Source organism: Natronosalvus halobius (assembly GCF_024138145.1).
GTDB classification, from domain to species: Archaea; Halobacteriota; Halobacteria; order Halobacteriales; family Natrialbaceae; genus Natronosalvus; species Natronosalvus halobius.
The window spans coordinates 2,556,326-2,578,154 of record NZ_CP099997.1; the positions used below are offsets into that span (position 1 = coordinate 2,556,326).

The window sequence follows — 21,829 nt, forward strand, 5'->3', positions numbered from 1 at the left end:
GTTACGAGGGGTAGTGGTCGTCGGACCCGGTTTCGTTGTTCTCATTTCTCGCACGCCCACAGCGGTGAGCGAGCCGTCCGGTGGCCCAGGTGTTTCTCGGCTCGGCGCTCGCTAGCTATCCCGACCGATCCCGACGCTACCGGACGAACCGCTTACGAACGGCGTGGCCCGCCCGCGCTCTGGACGCGCCAGCTTCCCTCGATGCCGCAGGCCTCCCGGACCTCGTAGTCGATTTCGGTCTCCGTCCCTAGCCGCGACCCTCCCTCGACGGACTCGACGCGCAGGGGGACGTCGAGGGTGTTCCCACAGCAGCCGACGCCGACGAACTCCTCCCAGACGTCGCCCGGTTCGACCCGCTCGCGAGTCTTGCGAAGGAAGGCTCGAAATGCAGGCTTCTCGACCTGAAACCGCCCCCAGTTCGAGAGGTCCTCGGGATACGAGAGGACGAGACGAGCGGCCGTCTGTCCATCGACTCCGTCTGCGTTCACAGCCGAGTCGCTCTTCGCGGCCCCATCACGCGCTGTAACCGCATCACTCGAGTGTTCCATACGAGGGCTACGCGCTCGAGCGTGATGACGGGTTCCGTTTCGTTCGTCAATTCGGTAGCTGAAATATCGTGATGTAATTGAGAAGGCTTACTTTCGCCGACGGCAACACCCAGGGTATATGGGGACTTTCGCGGTACCGGAGATCGATTACACCCGGTACACCAACCGCCAGCTGGCGGCGGTTCCACTCGCCGTCCTTGCCTTCGCGTTGCTTGTTCTCCTCGGCGGCTACGTCGTCTACGGCACGCCGGTCGAACTGGGCATGGACTTCGCCGGCGGAACCGAGTTGACGATCGAGACGACGAGTTCCGAAGCGGAGATCGAGGCCGCCTTCAGCGAGCAACCCGAGTCGGTACAGTCAGTCCAGGCCACCGAAAATCAGTACCTCGTGCAGTTCGCGCCAACCGACGCGGACGTACAGTCAGAGGCAGAGGCGAACCTCGAGCCCGCCCCCGGAAACGACCAGGTCGTCCAGCTCTCGGCGGAGACGTCGGCGAGTTTCGGGGCGGCCGCCCAGCAGACGGCGCTGCTCGGCATCGGGGCCGCGTTCGTCGGAATGAGCGTCATCGCGTTCGTCCTCTTCCGGACGTTCGTTCCCTCCGTCGCCATCGTCATCTCGGCGTTTTCCGACCTCGTGATCCCCCTCGCGTTCATGAACGTCCTCGGGATTCCGCTCTCGCTCGGGACCGTCGCCGGACTCCTCTTGATCATCGGGTACTCCGTCGACTCGGACATCCTGCTGAACAACCACATTCTCAGGCGGGGTGGTGACTTTTACGAGAGTACCCACCGGGCGATGCGAACCGGGGTCACCATGACCGTCACGTCGATGGCGGCGATGCTGGTCATGGCCGTCGCCGCGTGGGCGCTGGGCGTCGAACTCCTGCTCTCGATCGGCCTGATCCTCACCGTCGGACTGGCAGCCGACCTGATGAACACCTACCTGCTGAACCTCAGCCTACTTCGGTGGTACAAGTTCGAGGGGGTGGCCCGATGAGCGCCATCGGGTCGATTAAAGCGAACTGGCGCGTCCTGCTCCTGGTCGTCTTCCTCACCGTCGCCCTCGTCGCGCTGTTCATCCCCGGTGGCGTCATCGGCGGCGAGGAGACGTACGCGACCAACGACAGCTCCAGGAGCATGCACAACCTCGAGTTCGGACTCGGTCTCGACGGCGGGACGAAGATCAGCGCCCCGGTCACGGGGCTGACGGTCGAGGAAGTGAGCGTCGACGCTGAAGGGAACCAACTGGACCGACGCGGCCAGGAGATCCAGGCCACGGTCTCGGAGGAACTCGACCTCGAGACCGGCGACGCTCTCGTCCGGACGGACCACCAGAACGGCGAGGTCAGCGTCGAGGTGTTCACCGAGAACGTCACCGAAGCGGAGTTCGCCGGGGCGCTCCAGGAAGCCGGCCTCGACGTCACCGAAGAGGACGTCAGGCAAGGCGTCACCCAGGCCACCCGCGACGACATCCAGATGACGATCGAGTCGCGAATCAACGAGGCCGGCCTCTCGGGCAGTCAGGTCTCCCAGGCCGAGATGGGCGGCACCTACTACATCGTGACCGAAGCGCCCGCGATGACCAACGAGGAACTGCGGGCGCTGCTCGAGGACCGCGGGATCGTCGAGATCGTCATGCACTACCCCGATGGCGAGGGCGGCCAGCAAAACGAGACGGCGCTCGTCCAGCAGGACTTCGGGAACATCGGAACGGCCTCCTACAACGGCGAGGAAGGGTACGACTACGTCCCCGTCTCGGTCAACCCCGGTCCCGCCGAGGAGTACCAACAGCGGATGGTCGAGACCGGCTTCACCCAGAATCCCAGCAGTTGTAGCTACGGAAACCCCGAGGCCGAAGGATCGAACTACTGTCTGCTCACGATGGTCGACGGCGAGGTCGTCGACGCACACAGCCTCTCCCCGGGGCTCGCCGCAGACATGGAGAGTGGCCAGTGGGCAAACGGTGGCCAGTTCCAGATGATCACGCCCAGCCAGCAGGAGGCCCAGACGCTTTCGATCAACCTCCGCGCCGGCGAACTGCGCGCGCCGCTCGACTTCGACCGGGCTCAGACCTACATGATCAGCCCCGCGCTGGCCGACCAGTTCAAGAACTACTCGCTGCTGATCGGGATCCTGGCCGTGCTCACCGTCAGCGGCGTCGTCTACCTGCGCTACGGCGACCGGCGCGTCGCTCTCCCGATGATCGTCACCGCCCTCTCGGAGGTCGTCATCCTCCTCGGGTTCGCCGCCCTCCTGCGGATGCCACTCGATCTCTCGCACGTCGCCGGGTTCATCGCCGTCGTCGGGACAGGGGTGGACGACCTGATCATCATCGCCGACGAGGTGTTAGACGAGGGCGACGTCAACTCGAGACGCGTCTTCGAGTCCCGGTTCCGGAAGGCGTTCTGGGTCATCGGCGCTGCGGCAGCGACGACGATCGTCGCCATGTCACCGCTGGCCGTGCTCAGCCTGGGCGACCTCCGTGGGTTTGCCATCATCACGATCCTGGGCGTTCTTATCGGGGTCCTGATCACGCGACCGGCCTACGGGGACATTCTGCGCCGGTTACTGACCGACAAGTAGCTCGTCGTTTTCACGTATTCCCGATAGTCGTCTCGAGGGCTGTAACCAATACCGAACGCTCAGGTCGGCTCTGGTGAAGAAGACTAATTCGGGCTGAGTCCGCGCTGCATACGCGGATAGAGGAACACTGTGTTCGGCACAGCTAACTCTTCAGGAAGACAGAACCGGCGCCTGCGTGCAGTCGCGTTTGACTGTTGGATTGGTTCCGGCTATCCGCTCACACCTGTATCCCGTCGCTCGCCAGCCGTTACTGGCAGCGTAAACGAGAACGTCGCTCCCTCGTCCGGTTCTGACTCGACCCAGATCTCCCCGCCGTGGCGCTCGACGATCCGCTCACACAGTGCGAGTCCGATGCCGGTCCCGTCGTACTCCCCGTGGGTGTGAAGCCGCTGGAACACCTCGAAGATGCAGTCCTGATTGTCAGTATCGATGCCGATACCCTCGTCGCGGACCGACACGATCCACTCGGATCGATCGCGTTTGGCCGAGACGTGGATCTGGGGCTTCTCGTCGCCGCTGTAAGTGATCGCGTTCTCCAGCAGGTTCTGGAACACCTGGCGGAGCTGGCTGGCATCACCGCTGACGCGAGGAAGGTCGTCGACGGTGACCTCGGCGTCGCTCTCCGCGATCTGGATCCGAAGATCCGCCAGTACGTCGTCGAACACGGTATCGAGGTCGATTAGTTCCAGCGGATCGCCTTGCGTCTCGACACGCGAATAGGCGAGCAACCCGTCGATCATCTCGCGCATGCGGTCGGCCCCATCCACCGCGAACTCGAGGAACTCCTCGCCGTCCTCGTCGAGCGCGTTCTCGTACCGTCGTTCGAGCAGCTGAAGGTACGTCGAGACCATCCGGAGTGGCTCCTGCAGGTCGTGGGAAGCGGCGTAGGCGAACTGCTCGAGCCGTTCGTTCGACGCTTCGAGTCGCTCGATCACCTCTTCTAACCGTTGCTCGCGCTGTTTGCGTTCAGTAATATCCTGAGCCGCTCCGCGGAGCGAGGCGGCCTTATTATCGACGATCTCCGGAACACCCTGCAGCCGCAGCCACCGTATGTCGCCGCTGTTCGTACGAATCCGTGCCTCCACGTCGAAGGGGTCGCCCGAGTCGAGCGCGTTCTCGACGGCGTCCTCGACGATCCCCTGGTCGTCCTCGTGGTACATGTCGAGGGCATTCTCCAGCGGCGGTTCCTCCTCGGCATCCACTTCCAGAAGCTCGAAGATGTGATCGGTCCAGAACACGTCCTTCGTTTCCGGGTCGATCTCCCAGCCGCCGACGTCCGCGATGCGTTCGGTTTTCTCGAGTAAGTCGAGCGTCCGTTCGAGTTCACGTTCGCGCTCGATCTGTTCGGTAACGTCGCGCGTCAATGCAAGCTGGGATGTCGTCCCGTCGGGGCGATGCAGCGGCACCGCGTGCGTTTCCATGTGCCGGCGCGTGCCGTCTAGCCCGACGATGTCGAACTCCAGGACGCCTCGCTCGCCCCGACAGATCCGCTCGTTGAACTCGCGGAACGTTTCGCGGTGTTCGGGGGCGATCAGCCCGTAGACGGATTCGCCGATCACCGCCGATTCCGAGTCGGCCCCCACCATGTCGAGCCCGGCGGAGTTCATCTGGAGCAGAGTGCCGTCGTCGGCAACGGTCTTGATGCACTCGGGCGCGGTCTCGACGAGCGCACTCAGGTGCTCTGTGCGCTCGCGCAGTTCCTGCTCGCGGTGGCGGCGCTCGAGTTCGTATTGCACCCACTGACCCATCAGGTGCTGAAACGTCCGTTCGGCCTCCGAAAACGCTTCCGCTCTCGGTTCGGTCGAAACAAACCAGAACGTCCGGTTACTGTCGTCCTCGAATTCGAGGTACGTTCCAAGGTACGTCCGCACGCCGAACGTGTCGTAGCACAGCTTGCCTTCGAACCCGTCGGTCGTCGGTGCGGTAATCGCACAGGTACCCCCCTCGTCCGCAGGCACACGGCAGTACGTTTCGGAGAGAAGACACGATTCGCCCGGAACGAGGTGTTCGTGCTCCCCGTTCGTGATCTCCACCTCGAAGTGATCAGTGTCCGGTTCAGCGACGGCGATACCACCGAGTTCCATATCGAACCGTTCACAGCCGAGGTCGAGCAAGTCCTGGAGTTTCTCCTCGAACGTCCGATCGGGATCGGAGGTAATCTCGTACAATTGCCGTTGGGCCCGTTCCCACTTCCTGCGCTCGCTATTGTCGCGGACCACCGCGAGCAGGACTGGCCGGCCGTGATGCTCCATTCGAGACGCAGAGATCTCGGCCGGAATCTGGCCCCGGTCGCTGGTGTGACAGGTGAGTTCATCAGTCCACCCAGTGCCGTCTTCGAACACCCCCTCGACGAATTCCCGGAACGCGTCGAGTTCGTTGGGGTGTATGTCGGAGGGAGCGAGGGCCATCAATTCGTCGTGCGTATAGCCGAGCATCTCGGTTGCGGCCCGGTTCGCGTCGACGATCTCGTCCGCTTCGGGGTCGACGATGAGGATGCCGTCGTGACTGCTCTCGAAAATGCGCTCCAGGTACTCTTGTCGTTCCGTTAACGCCGTCTTCACCTCCGTCCGCTCTTGCAGCGTCTGCAGCATGCGATCGACCTTCGTCTCCACCTTCTCGGAGCCGAAGAACTTCTCGGGTGGTGTGTAGTAGAAGTTCTGTGAGACGGTGCTGTTAGAGACGATGTGTGGGTGCGTCTTGATAACGTCGTGGATAACTGACGCCGGGAACCGCTCCCGGTTGTACTGGCACATGACGGCGTAGTCTTCGTCCTGGTAGAGGGGGTTGAGCACGGCCTCGTACTCGACCAGTTCGTCGGTACTCGTGTCTCCCTCCAGTGCCCACGTCATCTCGGCGGCCGCTCTGAGTCCCGTGTACCCATCCTCGTCTTTCGCCTGTTCGAGCGACTCCTCCCAGAATTCCAGCATGGTGGTCCTGTCGAACTCGCCGTTTCGGCGGTAGGTATCCGCTGGTGTGAGGACGGAGAGTGCACCCGATTCGAGGGCGGTGTTCACGTCGATACCGTGATCCCGCATCGCCTCCACGACTGCTTCCCTGGAGTTGTCGTCGGCGACGTACAGACACTGTTCGCCGCGTTCGAGCCCTTCGCAGATGAACGGAATTGCAGATGCAAATTGGTCTTCACGGCGCTCGTAGATCAGTGCAAAATGGTCGTTCGAGTGGTCGTGGGTGTCCTGGGGCTCGATCGACTCCCGAAGCTCCGAGTGTTGATGCAGCGCTCCCAACCCGCCCTCGCGGTCCGGTCCTCGCTGTCGCGTACCGCGCTCGACCTGGTTACTCACTAAATCAGATTATTCACGGAGATTATTAACTCTGGTCCCCAATTAGGCCGGTGATCCATCGGCCATCTGCTACTGATTTTAGCGAATGCTAGCGTCACCCAGAGCGCCGACACCGAGGACACACCTCCACGAATCCGTTCTCGTCACCGTGAGTTCGACGGTAATCGATCGAGACCGGGCGACCGCAGCGCAGACAGGTACTCGACTCCGGCGTGAAGTCCATACTCGAGGCTCCGTGGAGCGTGAGAATAGCGGCTGTGGGTGCCTATGCAAGGTTTCCTCGGTTCGCGAGCGTCACGTGTTCACGGGGTGTCGCGAGTATCGCAAACGGATCACGACAGCTCGCGAACCATCACGATGGCGTCCTCGCCGTCCTCGTAGTACCGCGGCACCCGCCGGAGCGGGTCGAAGCCGAACCGATCGTAGAGGCGTTTCGCCCCGTCGTTCGATTCCCGGACCTCGAGTTTCGCCGAGTGAGCGCCCTGGCTCGCGAGAACGGCGAGGGATCGACCCAGCAGCGCCGAGCCGATACCCGAGCCGCGCCAATCGGAGTGGACGGCGACGTCCTTGATGTGGCCGATGTCGCGGCCGTAGTTCGGCGTCACGTCCGAAACGACGTACCCAGCGACCCGCCCGTCGTCGGTTTCGGCGACCAGAAACCCGGGCTCGCCCAAGAACTGGGTGAACGCGTCGTAGGGCCACGGCTGGGGGAACGACGTGTTCTCGATCCGCACGACGGCGAGGAGGTCGGCGCGCTCTGCCTGGCGAATCGTCACGCCGTCTCGAGTCCGCGTCGACTCGGTCGGGGTCGTCACAGGAGGGAGTATCGACGTGGGGGTAAAAGAAGTACGCGACCGTTTACCTCGTTCGTCGAGTGTGGATTTCGGTTCGAAGTCGGCGTTTCAGCTGAATGCCGTCTCAGGCCGGGATCGCCCCCAGATCGAACTCCTCGGTGAGCGTCTTCAACTCCTCGAGGGCGTCCTGTTCCTCACGAAGGTTCTCCTCGAGCAGGTCGGCCGCGTCGCCTAAGTCCATCTGGGCCGCCAGCGGGATCAGGTTGCCGTAAGCCGCGATCTCGTAGTGTTCGGTCTTCTCGGCGGCCGCCATGTTGTGGTAGTCGAGGACGTCCTGGTTGGGGTCGGTCTCGAGGAACTCCTCGTACTCCTCGATTAGCCCCTCGATGCCTTCGCACTCTTCCTTTTCAGGCGGCTCGCCGAACGCGTCGAACACCTCCTCGAGGCGGTCGATGTGCGTCTGGGTCTCCTCGCGGTGTTCGACGAAGGCGTTCGCGATTTCCTCACGCTCGGTGTGTTCCTCGAGGTCTTCCAGCGCGTCGAGTAGCTGGTGCTCGGCGTGGTAGATGTCCTCGAGTCCGTGCTCGAACAGGTCGTGGATCGTTTCGGTGCTCATGGAACCACCGATTCGGACTCCGCCAAGCACGACCAAACCTCGTCAGCCTGCGATGGCAGGCGGGTTACTCGGATGCTGATTCAGAATCCGAATCCGCAGTCGAGGTCGAACTCGAGTCTGCTTCCGAGCCCGTATCCGCATCCGCGGCTTCCTCGACGCGACCGGCATGTTTCTCGAGATCAGCCGCCAGCGCCCGTGCCTGATCTGGTGTCAAACGAACTTCCTCCATGTGCGCCGGCAAGTGGTCTTCCATCATGTTGTCCAGTTCGAGTTGCAGTTTGACGTGGTCGGGTTGTGTCCGGGCAGCAGTCGCATCCACCACCGCATCCTGTTCGTCCTGGAAGTCGTGTCCCGTCACGACCGCGTCGGCGAGGTCCAGCGTCGTGTACGCGGTAACGCGCATCAGTCGGTCGACCATCGGTTCAGTCGTCGGACGGTATCGGCGACCCGTCGGGCGTCGCCGGGGCCGGGCTCTCGTCCAGGGCGTCCTGATCGGCGTAGGGGTACCAGGTCCGCTTGGTGTTGTGCATGTACGGATCCTCGTAGTCGGTCTCCTCGGGTTCGATGAGGTCCGCCAGTTCGTCGTCGTCACGCGCGGCGACGAACTCGCGGAAGCTCTCTCCGCCCTCCCGGGCATCAGCGAAGTTTTCGAGCAGGTTCGCGATCGCTCCCGGCACTTCGTCAACGGGGACCCGCTCGCCGACCCAGGAGGCGAACTGCGGGTTCTCGCCGAGGCCGCCACCAAGGCCGATGTCGAGCGCCTCGACCGGCTCGCCGTCCTTTCGGGTCTTCATCCCCCGCAGGGAGACGTCGGCGATCTGGGGCTGGGCGCACGATGCGGTACACCCCGAGAGGTGGATGTGGAAGTCGTCGACGCCCTCCGGCAGGTCGACGTTCTCGACCAGCCAGCGCGAGAAGCGAACCTGCCGGTTCTTCGTCTCGACGATCGAGAGCGAACAGAACTCGGTGCCGGTGCAGGCGATCGAGCCGCGCTGGAACGGGTGCGGGTCGGGGCTGTAGGTCTCGAGCAGGGGCTCCGCGAGCAGGTCGTCCAGGTTCTCGTCGGGGACGTCCGTGAAGACGACGTTCTGGCGCTGGGTGAGACGAACCTCGCCGGAACCGTACTCGTCGGCGATGTCGGCCAGTTCGAGGGCATCGTCGGCGCCGATCCGACCGACGAGGACGTTCAGCCCGACGTACGAATTGCCGTCCGGTTGGTCGTGGACGCCGACGTGGTCGTGCTTGCCAGTGGCCCCGCCAGCGTTGTAGGAGTACGACGAACGCAGGTCCTCGCCCGCGGTCTCGAGGTCGAAGTCGACGTACTCGTCCTGGAGCACGTCGCGAACCTTCTCGGGCCCCCACTCGTCGACGAGGAACTTCATCCGAGCGGCGTAGCGGTTCTCGCGGTTGCCGTAGTCCCGGAACAGCCCGGAGATGCCGCCGGCGACCTCGACGGCCTGCTCGGGCGTGACGAAGACGTCGATCCCGCGGGCAAAGCGGGGCTCGTTGCGAGCCAGACCGCCGCCGACGCGGACGTTGTACCCCGTGACCTGCTCGCCGTCGATCTCCTTTTCGGCGGGTTCGAACGCGAGGTCGTTGATGTCGCCCTGACCACAGCCCTCGTCACAGCCGGTTACCGCCACCTTCCACTTCCGGGGGAGATTCGAGTGCGCCTCGTTTCGCTTGAACGTGTCGTGAAGCTCGTCGGCCAGCGCACCGGCGTCGACGTGTTCGTGCTCGTCTTTCCCCGCGACCGGACAGCCGACGATGTTCCGCCAGGAGTCGCCACAGGCCTGCACCGCCGAGAGGCCGACGTCCTCGAGCCGGTCGAAGATGTCGGGGACGTCCTCGAGGTTGATCCAGTGAAGTTGGATCGCCTGGCGGGTCGTCACGTCGAGCCAGCCGTTGCCGAATTCCGGATTGGTGGCGGGGCCGTTCGAGTACTCTTTCGCGAGTTCGGCCAGGACACGAAACTGTCCCGGCTCGAGGACCCCGCTCGGCGGACCGACCCGGAGCATGAAATAGGACTCCTGGCCGGCGCGCTGGTGGTACAGTCCGTACCACTTGAAGCGCTCGAACCAGGCGTCGTGTTCGTCCTCGGGAATCGACTCCCACCCCAACGCGGCGAACTCCTCGATCGCCTCCCTGATGTCGGTCCCGTACAGTTCGTCTTTCCAGTTCTCGACGTCGCTTGGCATCTGCACCGGGCTACGCGGACTGCCTACAAGGCCCCAGCCGTGGCGTCAGTTCTCCCCGCCTCTCGCCCCTTCCGGCGGTATTTGCCGGGCCGATTCGACTGCCTCGCCGAACGACGGCTCGAGCCTCGCCTGGACGGCCGACGCCTCGTACCGTTCGAACTCGCCGTCGACGACCCGGCCGACTGGCAGGCGCTCGACCGAGGAGTGACAGCCGCACTCGAGACACCGGCCGACCGCCCCCGCGACCACGCTGGTGCCGTCGACGCCGACGTCCGTGAACCCCTCGAGCAGGACGTACGCCGGTTCGCACCGACAGAATTGGCCGCGAGCGAGGGTCCAGACGTCGCTCGCGCCGACCGTCCGGGAGTCGTCGACGCTGATCCACGCCCCGTCGTCGAGGGTACGCAACGAAATTGCCATACCCTCGCTTCGGGTGGAAGCCACCTTCGTCCATCGGCCCGTGCAATGCTTCGCCGTTGTCGTGACGGCTGTTTGGGCGGAGATCGCCAGCAGGCGTTGCCATCTTTCGTTTCGTCCCGTCAGAGATACCAGCAATCGTTACCCGAGAACGGGAGCCGGGGTATCGCTTGCACCCGAAGCCGTGCTTAAGCGATGGCCGACCATACGGGGGAGTATGCCCGACGATCCGTCACGGCCACACGACCGCCCATCACGCCGCCAGCCCTCCGAACGTAGGGTACGGAGTCGCCAGCACGTCTCCGCCGACGTGGCACCTGAATTGCACCGTCCTCCCGTCGAACTCGGCCCGTCGCGGTCTGCTCCGACTGACGATCCGGAGGATACGCGATGACGAATGCGACGCCCGACGGACGCCAGCTGGACGAATCCGGCGACGGCGACGCCGACGGCGACGGTGACGGTGACGGAAGCAGCGACGACAACGGAAAAATCGTCAGCGACCGAACCACCCCGGACGCCACTCACGACGAGAGCGACGCAACCCACCTCGAGGACGTCGACGTCGGCGCTGGCTGTACGGAAATCTGGGAACACCTCGCCGAGCGACGCGAGGAGTAGCGAGGAGACCCGGATGCACTCCTCGTCGAGCCACAGCGGACCGTCTGGAACGCTTTTTAGGCACGTCGCCCCTATCAGCGGTACATGACCGACGATCACACCGGAGACCGCCGCACTCGAGACGGCGACCCCGGGAACGAGCCTCCGATCCCGACGGATCGAAAATCGCCGGTCGGCGCACCGGTCATCCGGGGCGACGAATCGATCACGGGAACCCACGCCCGTCAGGCCGTCCAGTTCGACCCCGACGACCCGGACAGTCTCGCACTCGCGGCCGAAACCGTCGCCCAGTTCGCCACTGGCTCCGTCGACGAAGATCACCTCTACATGCTCCGCGGCGCCGCGGCCTGTGCCGCCCTCGTCCGCGGGGTAGGATCCTACAAGACCGCCGCCGAGCGAGCCAGCGACCAGGTCGAGGGTGACGGGACAGTCACGGTCTCGTTCATCCGCAAGTGGGCCCGCGTCCACGACCTCCCCCGATCGGTTCGTCGACAGGTCGCCCTCGGCGAAATCGCCCCCTCCGCTGCCAAACACATCGCCCGCGTCGGCGGCGAGGACCGACTCCTGCTCGCCTGGGCCGTCCTCGACGGTGACCTCACCGTTCGCGACGTCCGTCAGGTCGCCAGTCAGGTCAACGATGGAGCCTCGATCGAGCACGCACTCGGCGACTGCGATGTCACCCTCGGTCGCCTCGAACTCACCCTCCCGGCGTCGGCCTACCGCGACCTCCGTCGACGAGCCTCCCTCGAGGGCGTCGATCCAGGAACGATCGTTGCTGACGCCCTCGGAAACGCGCGTGAGTAGCCTCTGGAGCACGCACTCGAGTACACTCTGGAGCAAGCGTCACGAACACACTCGCTAACCCGTTCGAATAGTCCCAGTCCCAGTCCCAGCCCAGTCCTCCCAGTCCCAGTCCCAGCCCAGTCCTCCCAGTCCCAGTCCCAGCCCAGTCCTCCCAGTCCCAGTCCCAGCCCAGTCCTCCCAGTCCCAGTCCCAGCCCAGTCCTCCCAGTCCCAGTCCCAGCCCAGTCCTCCCAGTCCCAGTCCCAGCCCAGTCCTCCCAGTCCCAGTCCCAGGCGAGCGTCACAATCCCATCACTGCGACAGGTACGTCCGCGCCGTCTCCGCCACCACCGCCCCCGCCTCGAGCACCTCGTCCCACTCGATCGTCTCCTCCGGGAAGTGCGCCTGATCGATGCTCCCCGGCCCGAACAGGACCGTCGGAATCCCCGCCTCGACGTAGTGTCGATTGTCGGCCCCGTACGTCGCCCCGCGCGGTTCGGCCGCCTCGGCATCGAATCCGCACGCTGCCATCCCGTCCTGGAGCGCCGAAACCACCGGTTCGTCCGCCGCAATTTCCGCCGGCTCGAACTGCACCGAGAACCGCTCGATCGTCGGTCCGCTGACCCCGGCCGTCCAGGACGGCTCGTCCAACAGCGACTCGAGACGGCTTCGGAGCGCGTGTTCGACGTCCGTCACCGTCTCCCCGGGCGCAACGCCAACTCGAACCTCCGCCGTCAGTTCGTCCGGAACCGAGGACGCCCATCGTCCCGCCTCGACTCGCCCGATACAGATCGGCCACGGAATCGGGAACTCGTCGTACAACGGATGGAGCACGGTCTCGCTTCGGTCCCGTTCGAACGCCTCGAGTTCCTCGCGAACGCGCTCGAACGCCGGCAACACCGACGCCCCCCGCCACCGCGTCGCCGCGTGTGCCGAGCGGCCCTCGAGGCCAATTCGGACCATCAGGCTCCCCTCGACCGCCGTCACCGGACGTAACTCGGTCGGCTCCGCGACGATCGCCGCGTCCCGCTCGAACGGGTACGGGCTCTCGAGTGCTGCCGCGGCCGCACCGATCCCGCCTTCCTCCTCGCCGACGACGCTCTCGACGACGATTCGACCGTCCAGGTCGGAGTCGTGGCCGAGGTTGCCATCCGCACTGCCCTCCGCGAGGTGACGCGCCGCAAATACGCACGCCCCAAGCCCCGACTTCATGTCCGCCGCACCCCTGGCCGTCAGGCGACCGTCGCGCCACCGAGGCTCGAACGGGTTACCCTCCCAACCAGACCCCGTGGGAACGACGTCGACGTGACCGTTCAACACCAGGGTCGGTCCTGCATCAGGATTCCCAAACTCGAGAACCCCGGCGACGCTTGGCCGATCCGCCACCTCGATGTCGTCGGGGTCGTCCGGAAACGACGGATGCTCAGCCAGGACGGCCGAGTTAGCCTCCCAGGTGTAGGTTCGAAAGCCCGCCGCCTCGAGTTCCTCGCGCAGCCACACCTGGGCCCGCTTCTCGTTTCCTGCAGTCGTCTCGAACGAACAGCACGTGTCGACAAACTCTCGAAGATCATCCTCCCAGATGCGGAAATTCATGTGCGAGACCACGTCGGACCCCGATATAATACCGTGGGAGAAAGAAACGTTTAACCACGCGTCCCCGAAAGAGGAGGGTACAGGGCCGGTAGCTCAGTTCGGCAGAGCGTCTGGCTTTTAACCAGACGGTCGCGTGTTCAAATCGCGCCCGGCCCGCTTTTGCCACGAGCAAATTCGCGAGTGACAAAACGACCCTGCGGTTTAATAGACTCGAAAGGCACAGCGAATCGAGCATTTCTGGGCGTAGTTCACAATCGCGCCCGTCCCGCGTCCCCGCCGCGAGTACGTTCGTGAGTGACGAATTCGGATCGATCCCACGTCATCATCCGACAGATGAGTTTCTCGAGTATCGAACCGTACCGAACCACACCGAGCGAGCCGCAGTTGCCACTCGAGAACGGCCACAGAGCACAGACATTGAACACTGAACCACCGAAAACCGAACACCGATACCAACCACGTTGACGAACCGGCACGCGAACCGTGATCGTCTAGAAATCCAAGCCCTCAGCCTCGCAACGGCATGAACGCCAACCCGGCCAGCAACACGATCGCAATCACCGACAGCCCGATCGCCCACCAGAAGCCATGAATTCGCTCGTTGTGGTCGTCGACAGCCTGATGCTGGGCCTGGAAACTCTCGACGTCCTCGGTCAGGTAGACCACGTCCTCGCTCGGGAAGTGAACGCCGTAGGGCGTCTGCTCGATCATCACTTCCTCATTGTGGGCGAGTGATACCTCCGTGACTTCCTCACCGGTATACTCGACGGTCACCTCGTCAGTTGCGAGCGACGTCACCTCACCATCGACCTGCTCTTCCAGGTCGGAGTTGTAAAACGTCACTTCGTCTCCGACTGCGTACTCCCGGGTGTCGATGTCGTCGACCTCCGTGACGTGGCGAACGACCTCCTGGCCGTCCTCTTCGACGATCACGTAGACGCCGTCAGGGCGCTCGAGGAACGTGTATCCCTCTCCGTCTTCGGATTCGACTGCCTCAATCAGCAGGAAGGTTTCGGGTTGGGCTTCCTCGTCGCTCTCGTTACCATCCTCACCGTTACTGTCGCTCTCGTTACCATCCTCGCCGTCACCACCCTCTGGCGGCGCGTATATGTAGACGGAGTACTCCGTCCCCTCCTCTTCGAACTGAACCGTATCGCCATCGTCCCAGGCATCACCGTTCGCAGCACTCGCACCGGACCACGCCACGTCCGTCGGGACTGAATCGTTGATGTGCTCCAACGTCCCCGTTCCGGCAGCCCCGTCCACCTCGGACACGTTGTACGTCCGATCCTCGACTGTTATCTCGTTACCCTGCTCGAGTTGATGATCCGCATCGGCTTCGTCGATCGTTACCTGCGGTGATTCCGCGGTCGCGATAACGGCGTACGCGCCCGCAGCGACCACCATAAACAGGACGGCGTAGACGATCCCTGCGCGTAATTGCATGTATGAGGCGTTGTCCGCCCGTCGTATAACGGTTACTAAGTTCTCGAAAGAGCGGGGCCAGGTATAGTATTCGGTCGAGCCAAACCCAATCGAGATCGTCGCGACCGACGGACACTCGACGATTCGAAGGAGTGGGCTCCAGGAATCAGAACCATATGCTCGAAGGAAGAGACAAAGCAGTCTAAACGGACGGATCAGGCACGAAACGTGAAAGAGCCAAGGGCCGGATTTGAACCGGCGATGGGTTGCTCTGCAGGCAACTGCGTTCGGCCGAACTCTGCCACCTTGGCGCGCTCGAATGTACCCACCGCGTTCGTTTAAGCGTAGCGGTACGATGCGCCCGCTATAAAGACGAAAACCCCCACGAGCGCGATCGCTCGTGAGGGTTGAATAGTGTATGAGTAGTCGGCGGCGAGCCGGGGTTCCCAGCGGGTCTCCCACGCCAGTACTGGCCGAAACGCGGGCGGGCTTAACTACCGTGTTCGGGATGGGTACGGGTGGTGCCCCGCCGCTCTGGCCGCCGTAATGCCGACTCGCGGAGTCGAACCGCGATTATACCTGGGTCGGTGTACGGTGTCTAAGATTCTCTGGTCGGTTGTGACCGTGGTGTACGTGTAGTCCAATTAGCGCCTGGACCCGTTCTTACGGGTTGATCCATGCGAAATGAATGGTGGCTTGATCTGTTAGTGCTCGCGGGCTCAACACCTCGTTGCCTCGGTGCGTACACCCCGAGTCTATCGAACTCGTCTTCTACGAGTGATCTCGGTGGTATCTCTTTTTCAGGTGGGTTTCGAGCTTAGATGCGTTCAGCTCTTACCCCGTGGTGCGTCGCTGCCCGGCACGTGCCCTCTCGGACAGCCGGTACACGAGTGGCACCCATTCGGAGTTCCTCTCGTACTATACGAACGTTCCCGTCAGATACCGTAACACCCCCAATAGATAGCAGCCGACCTGTCTCACGACGGTCTAAACCCAGCTCACGACCTCCTTTAATAGGCGAACAACCTCACCCTTGCCTGCTTCTGCACAGGCAGGATGGAGGGAACCGACATCGAGGTAGCAAGCCACCCGGTCGATATGTGCTCTTGCGGGTGACGACTCTGTTATCCCTAAGGTAGCTTTTCTGTCAGCAATTGCCCGCATTGGGCGGGCTAATTGGTTCGCTAGACCACGCTTTCGCGTCAGCGTCCGTTGTTGTGCCGGACACTGTCAGGCTTCCGTATGCTCTTGCGCTCTTTCTCGGGTCTCCGACCCGAGTGAGGAAACCTTGGGGCGCGCTCGATATCTTTTCAAGCGCGTACCGCCCCAGTCAAACTGCCCGGCTACCAGTGTCCTCCGCCAGGAGTGAGAGTCGCAGTCACCATCGGGTAGTATTTCAGTGATGCCTCGGTGGCCCGCTAGCGCGGGTACCTGTGTAGTGGCTCCTACCTATGCTGCACAATGGCGACCACGTCTCAGTGACAGCCTGCAGTAAAGCTCTATAGGGTCTTCGCTTCCCCTTGGGGGTCTCCAGACTCCGCACTGGAATGTACAGTTCACCGGGCCCAACGTTGGGACAGTGGCGCTCTCATTGATCCATTCATGCAAGCCGCTACTAAAGCGGCAAGGTACTACGCTACCTTAAGAGGGTCATAGTTACCCCCGCCGTTAACAGGTCCTTCGTCCCCTTGTACGGGGTGTTCAGATACCTGCACTGGGCAGGATTCAGTGACCGTACGAGTCCTTACGGATTTGCGGTCACCTATGTTGTTACTAGACAGTTGGAGCGCCCGAGTCACTGCGACCTGCCACTTTCCGTGGCAGGCATCCCTTATTGCGAACGTACGGGACTAACTTGCCGAATTCCCTAACGTCGGTTGCTCCCGACAGACCTTGGCTTTCGCCGCCACGAGTACCTGTGTCGGATCTCGGTACGGACAGTGTGCTTGCCTTTTCACGGGCTCTGGGTTGACCTCTCTTGCGTTATCCAGCCATTCGACCGCTTCGTGCCATTACGGCTTCCACGGTCTTGGACTGTTCACCCGGGCGAAAGCCCGGGAGAGGCGGCCCCAAAGCGTCGGCTTTGAGTGCACACTGGCATAGGAATATTAACCTATTTCCCTTTTGTCAGCTTCGAATTGCGGGCTGACTTAGGACCGGCTAACCCTCAGCTGATTAGCATTGCTGAGGAACCCTTACTCGTTCGGCCGTCGGGGTTCTCACCCGACTAACGCTGCTACTATGACCAGAATTTTCGTTACTGCACGGTCCACACGAAATCTCTTCCGTGCTTCCACCCGAACAGTACGCCAACCTACGGAATCGTGCGGTGAGGCACGTCGCTAGGTCTCGGTGATGAACTTGAGCCCCGATCATTTTCGGCGCCGCAAACCTCGGCCGGTAAGCTGTTACGCTTTTCTTAGAGGGTAGCTGCTTCTAAGCTCACCTCCCGGCTGTCTAGGGCTTGCGACCACCTTCGATCGCACTTAGTCCATACTTGGGGACCTTAACCCAGCTCTGGGTTGTCTCCCTCACGGTACACAGGCTTACCCCGCGCACCGGACTCCCCGCGTCGACGGCGTTCGTAGGTTCGGAGTTGGACAGGGGGGCGAACTCCTCTCGGAGTCCGGTCCCCCAATCCGTCGCTCTACCCCACGAACTACCTCGGCGGAGGTCATGCTTCGACATGTTTCGGTTGGAACCAGCTGTTTCCGGATTCGATGGGCCTTTCACCCCTAGACATAGGTCACGCGAGGGTATTGTAGGACACCAACGCTAGCGGGCCTCCACGTGGCTTTCGCCACGCTTCACCCTGCCCATGCCCTAGATCATCCGGTTTCGGGTCGTGCCCGCCTGACTCCCCGCGCTTGAACACGGTGACCCTGGTCGTAAGACTGCGGTCATATCGGTTTCCCTCTGCCTTCCCCGATACTCGGGTTAGACTCGTCAGACAGGCACACTCTCTGGTTCGTTTTTCAAAACGTACGACGGAACACCGGCTTCCCTCTCGGCTTACTACAGGTTCGCACCTGGTTCATTGTGAGAGGGACCTTGTATGCCCCGTCGCTCTATCGCCAACTGAGTTCACGCCCTATTGCACCTCCCTTTTTGGGGTGCTTTTCAGCGTTCGCTCACGCTACTTGTTCGCTATCGGTCTCGAGGAGTGTTTAGTCTTCGCGGTCAATGCCCGCGGTTTTCACGAGGGATTTCCAACCCCCGCTACTCTGGAGCTGACGCACACTTTAGTGATCGACGGTACGGGACTGTCACCCTGTTTCGTACCCTGTTCCAAGGGATTTCGCGTCGATGGTCAAGTGCTGAGAGTCAGTCCGAACACCACATTGCCCGTGAGGGCTTCGGTTTGGACTGTGTCGGGTTCACTCGCCGTTACTAACGACATCGCGGTTTGCTTTCTTTTCCTGTCGATACTAAGATGTTTCAATTCTCGACGTTCCCCATTGCGCTAAGCAATTGCAAGAGGATTCCTATTCGGAGATCCCAAGTTCTTCCCCTCCGTGCGGGTCCCTTGGGCTTATCGCAGCTTGGCACGTCCGTCATCGGCTCTCGAGCCGAGCGATCCACCAGTTGGCACAGTAGCCACGTTCTTTCGGATCGGTGCTGCACAGAATGCAGCGGTTGTGACCCGGGAACGGGTCCAGTGGACGCCTGGACTACACGTACACACGGTCTCATCTGCCACCAGTAGACGGCTGGTGGCATCGACCCTTCCCACCCACGCTTGCGCGGGGTGGTGCATCGGTTCATTCGGGATCAGACGCCGTACTCGAAAGAGCACAACGATCGTCACCCGAGAGATGGACCCACAGGGATTCGAACCCTGGGCATCCTCCTTGCAAAGGAGGCACTCTACCACTGAGCTATGGGCCCACCCCCTCTCGGGGGCACAACGTTAGCCTTGGTAGTTCAAAGGTGCTCGCTCGGCCAATCGAGCGGTCGGTGAACGGACCGCGTGTGGGCTGGGGCGTCGCCCCAGTCCCGGTCTGTGGAGGTGATCCAGCCGCAGATTCCCCTACGGCTACCTTGTTACGACTTAAGCCCCCTTGCGAAGCCCAGATTCGACCGGCGTTACGCCGGCCTCATCCGGACCTCACTCGGGTGCTTTGACGGGCGGTGTGTGCAAGGAGCAGGGACGTATTCACCGCGCCCTTCTGAGGCGCGATTACTACCGAATCCAGCTTCATGCGGGTGAGTTTCAACCCGCAATCCGAACTACGATCGAGTTTAGGAGATTAGCGTCGCCTCTCGGCGTAGCATCCCACTGTCTCGACCATTGTAGCCCGCGTGTAGCCCAGCACATTCGGGGCATACTGACCTACCGTTGCCCGTTCCTTCCTCCAGTTTGGCACTGGCAGTCCTCCTAATGTACCCAACCACCACAAGGGTGTTGCTGGCAATTAGGAGTGCGGGTCTCGCTCGTTGCCTGACTTAACAGGACGCCTCACGGTACGAGCTGACGGCGGCCATGCACCTCCTCTCAGTAGCTCCACTAAGCTCATCACACTGAGCTTCACAGCATACTGTCGGTGCTGGTGAGATGTCCGGCGTTGAGTCCAATTAAACCGCAGGCTCCTCCGGTTGTAGTGCTCCCCCGCCAATTCCTTTAAGTTTCATCCTTGCGGACGTACTTCCCAGGCGGTCTGCTTCACGGCTTCCCTACGGCACAACGCTGGCTCGTAGCCAGCGTCACACCTAGCAGACATCGTTTACGGCTCGGACTACCCGGGTATCTAATCCGGTTCGTGACCCGAGCTTTCGTCCCTCACTGTCGGATCCGTCTTCCTGAGGCGCTTTCGCCACCGGTGGTCCGTCCAGGATTACGGGATTTCACTCCTACCCCAGACGTACCCCTCAGGTCTTCCGGTCCCTAGCCGAACAGTTTCCGCCGGACGTCTACTCGTTAGGCGAGTAGATTTCCCGACGGACTTGTGCGGCCAGCTACGGACGCTTTAGGCCCAATAATAGCGGTCATCACTTGGGCTGCCGGTATTACCGCGGCGGCTGGCACCGGTCTTGCCCAGCCCTTATTCGTGTACCACCTTACGGTACACAAAAGCGAGGACTATATGCCCTCGCACTTGGAGTCCCCTTATCGCACTGTCGTGCAGTGTAAAGGTTTCGCGCCTGCTGCGCCCCGTAGGGCCCGGAATCTTGTCTCAGATTCCGTCTCCGGGCTCTTGCTCTCACAACCCGTACCGATTATCGGCACGGTGGGCCGTTACCCCACCGTCTACCTAATCGGCCGCAGCCACATCCTGTCGCGCCTGAGCATTTCGAGCTCGAGCCAGTTCCAGGCATCGAGCCGTATGGGCTATTAGCCTCAGTTTCCCGAGGTTATCGCCCTCAACAGGGTAGTTTGGCCACGTGTTACTGAGCTATCTGCCACGAGTCTGAACTCGTGCGACTAGCATGGCTAAATCGGACTCCAATAGCAATGACCTCCGGCAGGATCAACCGGAATGCTATCCCTCCAGCAGAGCTGGAGGAGTTGGCGGTGAATGTAGGTACACACTCACACTAAATGGGTCCGTTCGGTGACCTGCCTCGATTAACCGATCGAGCGTCACCGAACTACCAAGGCTAACATCAGATCCCATCTGTACGGCGGACCGCAGGGGTGAGATCCTCATTTCCTTCGGACTACTTTGTAGGTCGTCCGGGGTACATAACCCCTTCGAACCGAGTCCGAGATGATGGAGCGAGTTGAACGCCCCATCGATCACGCGTTCTTTGCGTTTGCATCCGAATGCCCTCGTTTACTTAAGGGCGTCGGATCGGATCGAAGCCGGCGAAGCCGACCTCGTTCACATCCAATCCGAGTAGCCTTACACACTTAAGGGCATCGGATCGCGGCCCGGCCGGAAGTCGCATCCGGCGAGGCGTTCGCGTTCCAATCTGAACGCCCCTAAGTATATAAGGCCGTTGGATCGGTGTGGCCGGCGAAGCCGACCACGGTTGCGTCCAATCCGAATTGGCTTACACACTTAAGGTCGTCGGATCGGTTCGACGCCCGGTGTAAGGGTGGAATGCAGTGCCAACCTCCGTGCCGGGAAACGGCCAGAGGGGACGTGGCGGCGTGGGCCACGTCGTTTGCATTCTATTCGAGGAGAGGGTTAGTATATAAGGCCGTCGAACTGGTAGCACCGTGGGAACCCCCTACCATGGCACGGTTTTCCACCGATCACGGGTGCTCGAGGAACGTCAAAATGCTAATAAATGTATCCCCTAATTCGGGGGCAGGTCCGTCGAACGGCGCGGTTGCTCGTCGAGTAGTGTCCCGCGGGCGGAGGTCGATCGGTCATCCCTCCCTGGCAGGTGGGGTCGGATCGAGTGGTACCCGCGTACGTGTACGGTCGTGCGTGCACGCGTAAGAAGACGTTGGATGCGTTGCACGGGGGAGCGAGAGCGAGAGAACTATGACCACGAAGCCGAACGGCTAGATACATGCGCGAGCGAGCGACCAGGCGGCGAATTCTCGAGGGCGTCGGACTCGCGGCGACCGCGGGGCTAGCGGGGTGTCTTTTCGGACGCGGTGACGACGGTGACTACTACGAGGGCGAATCGTTCGTCGCCGAAGACGACGAACCCGATTTCGGTGGACACCTCGACGGAATCGACCATCCGGGGACGGTCGACTGGACGGGGGCCAGCGAGGAAGCGCTGGTCGTCGCGGTCGGCACCGGTCGCGAGGGGATGGGATACGCCCCGCGGGCGGTTCGGGTCGGGGCGGGCTCGACGGTTACCTGGGAGTGGACGGGTTCGGGCGGTCGACACGACGTGGTCGAGACCGACGGTGTGTTCGACAGCGGCGAGCAGTACGGCGAGGGGGAGACGTTCTCGTTCACGTTCGACGAGCCGGGTGTCTACACCTACTACTGCACCCCCCACCGTCACCGTGGGATGAAGGGGGCGCTCGAGATCGTCTGAGTACAA

Annotated in this window: 15 protein-coding genes, 3 tRNA genes and 3 rRNA genes; 6 read left to right on the top strand and 15 right to left on the bottom strand. The window is 62.3% G+C overall.

The window, feature by feature from the left end:
- Positions 1 to 152: 152 nt before the first annotated feature.
- On the bottom strand, positions 153 to 548 hold the full coding sequence (locus tag NGM15_RS12510) for a DUF7968 family protein (RefSeq protein ID WP_253431461.1): 396 nt from the start codon (positions 546 to 548) through the stop codon (positions 153 to 155).
- A 118-nt stretch (positions 549 to 666) separates the two neighbouring features.
- On the opposite strand from NGM15_RS12510, the gene secF reads away from it, so the two are divergent.
- A complete protein-coding gene (gene secF, locus NGM15_RS12515; RefSeq protein WP_253431464.1) occupies positions 667 to 1,545 on the top strand; it encodes a protein translocase subunit SecF in 879 nt (292 codons plus the stop codon).
- Complete coding sequence (locus NGM15_RS12520; RefSeq protein ID WP_253431467.1) at positions 1,542 to 3,131, top strand: preprotein translocase subunit SecD; 1,590 nt, start codon at positions 1,542 to 1,544, stop codon at positions 3,129 to 3,131. The genes secF and NGM15_RS12520 overlap by 4 nt, the downstream gene beginning before the upstream one ends.
- A gap of 209 nt (positions 3,132 to 3,340) precedes the next feature.
- Here the strand turns inward: NGM15_RS12520 and NGM15_RS12525 are convergent, their stop codons facing one another.
- From NGM15_RS12525 to NGM15_RS12550, 7 genes are all read right to left on the bottom strand, one after another.
- On the bottom strand, positions 3,341 to 6,433 hold the full coding sequence (locus tag NGM15_RS12525) for an MEDS domain-containing protein (protein ID WP_253431470.1): 3,093 nt from the start codon (positions 6,431 to 6,433) through the stop codon (positions 3,341 to 3,343).
- A gap of 94 nt (positions 6,434 to 6,527) precedes the next feature.
- Complete coding sequence (locus NGM15_RS18925; RefSeq protein WP_425494447.1) at positions 6,528 to 6,656, bottom strand: DUF7563 family protein; 129 nt, start codon at positions 6,654 to 6,656, stop codon at positions 6,528 to 6,530.
- 109 nt (positions 6,657 to 6,765) lie between these two features.
- The gene (gene rimI, locus NGM15_RS12530; protein ID WP_253431473.1) at positions 6,766 to 7,248 is read right to left on the bottom strand and encodes a ribosomal protein S18-alanine N-acetyltransferase; all 483 of its coding nucleotides are present in this window, start codon (positions 7,246 to 7,248) and stop codon (positions 6,766 to 6,768) included.
- A gap of 103 nt (positions 7,249 to 7,351) precedes the next feature.
- On the bottom strand, positions 7,352 to 7,843 hold the full coding sequence (locus tag NGM15_RS12535; protein ID WP_253431476.1) for a DUF892 family protein: 492 nt from the start codon (positions 7,841 to 7,843) through the stop codon (positions 7,352 to 7,354).
- 64 nt (positions 7,844 to 7,907) lie between these two features.
- Positions 7,908 to 8,261, bottom strand: a complete 354-nt coding sequence (locus NGM15_RS12540) for a DUF6360 family protein (protein ID WP_253431479.1) — start codon at positions 8,259 to 8,261, stop codon at positions 7,908 to 7,910.
- A 4-nt stretch (positions 8,262 to 8,265) separates the two neighbouring features.
- Positions 8,266 to 10,041 (bottom strand): nitrite/sulfite reductase, encoded by a 1,776-nt coding sequence (locus NGM15_RS12545; protein WP_253431482.1) that lies wholly within the window; start codon positions 10,039 to 10,041, stop codon positions 8,266 to 8,268.
- Between the two features lie 45 nt (positions 10,042 to 10,086).
- Positions 10,087 to 10,461, bottom strand: coding sequence for a DUF8134 family protein (locus NGM15_RS12550; RefSeq protein ID WP_253431485.1), 375 nt, complete (start codon positions 10,459 to 10,461; stop codon positions 10,087 to 10,089).
- Positions 10,462 to 10,848: 387 nt separating this feature from the next.
- Between NGM15_RS12550 and NGM15_RS12555 the strand changes: the two genes are divergently transcribed.
- Both NGM15_RS12555 and NGM15_RS12560 read left to right on the top strand, forming a co-directional pair.
- Positions 10,849 to 11,079 carry a hypothetical protein gene (locus NGM15_RS12555; protein ID WP_253438273.1) on the top strand — a complete coding sequence of 77 codons (231 nt, stop codon included), beginning with the start codon at positions 10,849 to 10,851 and terminating at the stop codon, positions 11,077 to 11,079.
- Positions 11,080 to 11,163: 84 nt separating this feature from the next.
- Positions 11,164 to 11,883 carry a DUF7119 family protein gene (locus NGM15_RS12560; protein WP_253431488.1) on the top strand — a complete coding sequence of 240 codons (720 nt, stop codon included), beginning with the start codon at positions 11,164 to 11,166 and terminating at the stop codon, positions 11,881 to 11,883.
- Positions 11,884 to 12,172: 289 nt separating this feature from the next.
- Here NGM15_RS12560 and NGM15_RS12565 read toward each other — a convergent pair whose 3' ends face one another.
- Positions 12,173 to 13,453 (bottom strand): M20/M25/M40 family metallo-hydrolase, encoded by a 1,281-nt coding sequence (locus NGM15_RS12565; RefSeq protein ID WP_253431491.1) that lies wholly within the window; start codon positions 13,451 to 13,453, stop codon positions 12,173 to 12,175.
- A gap of 82 nt (positions 13,454 to 13,535) precedes the next feature.
- On the opposite strand from NGM15_RS12565, the gene NGM15_RS12570 reads away from it, so the two are divergent.
- Positions 13,536 to 13,609 (top strand) — tRNA-Lys (locus NGM15_RS12570).
- A 351-nt stretch (positions 13,610 to 13,960) separates the two neighbouring features.
- Here the strand turns inward: NGM15_RS12570 and NGM15_RS12575 are convergent.
- The 6 genes from NGM15_RS12575 to NGM15_RS12600 form a co-directional block, all read right to left on the bottom strand.
- The gene (locus tag NGM15_RS12575; protein ID WP_253431494.1) at positions 13,961 to 14,899 is read right to left on the bottom strand and encodes an ICP22 family protein; all 939 of its coding nucleotides are present in this window, start codon (positions 14,897 to 14,899) and stop codon (positions 13,961 to 13,963) included.
- Between the two features lie 214 nt (positions 14,900 to 15,113).
- A tRNA-Cys gene (locus tag NGM15_RS12580) sits at positions 15,114 to 15,189 on the bottom strand.
- A gap of 113 nt (positions 15,190 to 15,302) precedes the next feature.
- Positions 15,303 to 15,424: ribosomal RNA gene (gene rrf / locus NGM15_RS12585) — 5S ribosomal RNA — on the bottom strand.
- Between the two features lie 140 nt (positions 15,425 to 15,564).
- Positions 15,565 to 18,484, bottom strand: a 23S ribosomal RNA gene (locus NGM15_RS12590).
- A gap of 210 nt (positions 18,485 to 18,694) precedes the next feature.
- Positions 18,695 to 18,766: transfer RNA gene (locus NGM15_RS12595), tRNA-Ala, on the bottom strand.
- Positions 18,767 to 18,882: 116 nt separating this feature from the next.
- Positions 18,883 to 20,357, bottom strand: a 16S ribosomal RNA gene (locus NGM15_RS12600).
- The 16S, 23S and 5S rRNA genes sit together here with 2 tRNA genes alongside, the layout of an rRNA operon.
- Positions 20,358 to 21,340: 983 nt before the next feature.
- Between NGM15_RS12600 and NGM15_RS12605 the strand changes: the two genes are divergently transcribed.
- On the top strand, positions 21,341 to 21,823 hold the full coding sequence (locus tag NGM15_RS12605; protein WP_253431496.1) for a halocyanin domain-containing protein: 483 nt from the start codon (positions 21,341 to 21,343) through the stop codon (positions 21,821 to 21,823).
- The last annotated feature ends 6 nt before the right edge of the window (positions 21,824 to 21,829 follow it).

Bases quoted from the DNA above. Each gene is read 5' to 3' on its own strand.
- NGM15_RS12535 (WP_253431476.1), bottom strand. From the start codon at position 7,843: ATGAGCACCGAAACGATCCACGACCTGTTCGAGCACGGACTCGAGGAC.
- NGM15_RS12575 (WP_253431494.1), bottom strand. From the start codon at position 14,899: ATGCAATTACGCGCAGGGATCGTCTACGCCGTCCTGTTTATGGTGGTC.
- secF (WP_253431464.1), top strand. From the start codon at position 667: ATGGGGACTTTCGCGGTACCGGAGATCGATTACACCCGGTACACCAAC.
- NGM15_RS12565 (WP_253431491.1), bottom strand. From the start codon at position 13,453: ATGAATTTCCGCATCTGGGAGGATGATCTTCGAGAGTTTGTCGACACG.
- NGM15_RS12560 (WP_253431488.1), top strand. From the start codon at position 11,164: ATGACCGACGATCACACCGGAGACCGCCGCACTCGAGACGGCGACCCC.
- NGM15_RS12545 (WP_253431482.1), bottom strand. From the start codon at position 10,041: ATGCCAAGCGACGTCGAGAACTGGAAAGACGAACTGTACGGGACCGAC.
- NGM15_RS12520 (WP_253431467.1), top strand. From the start codon at position 1,542: ATGAGCGCCATCGGGTCGATTAAAGCGAACTGGCGCGTCCTGCTCCTG.
- NGM15_RS12555 (WP_253438273.1), top strand. From the start codon at position 10,849: ATGACGAATGCGACGCCCGACGGACGCCAGCTGGACGAATCCGGCGAC.
- NGM15_RS12550 (WP_253431485.1), bottom strand. From the start codon at position 10,461: ATGGCAATTTCGTTGCGTACCCTCGACGACGGGGCGTGGATCAGCGTC.
- NGM15_RS12510 (WP_253431461.1), bottom strand. From the start codon at position 548: ATGGAACACTCGAGTGATGCGGTTACAGCGCGTGATGGGGCCGCGAAG.
- NGM15_RS18925 (WP_425494447.1), bottom strand. From the start codon at position 6,656: ATGGACTTCACGCCGGAGTCGAGTACCTGTCTGCGCTGCGGTCGCCCG.
- NGM15_RS12605 (WP_253431496.1), top strand. From the start codon at position 21,341: ATGCGCGAGCGAGCGACCAGGCGGCGAATTCTCGAGGGCGTCGGACTC.
- NGM15_RS12540 (WP_253431479.1), bottom strand. From the start codon at position 8,261: ATGGTCGACCGACTGATGCGCGTTACCGCGTACACGACGCTGGACCTC.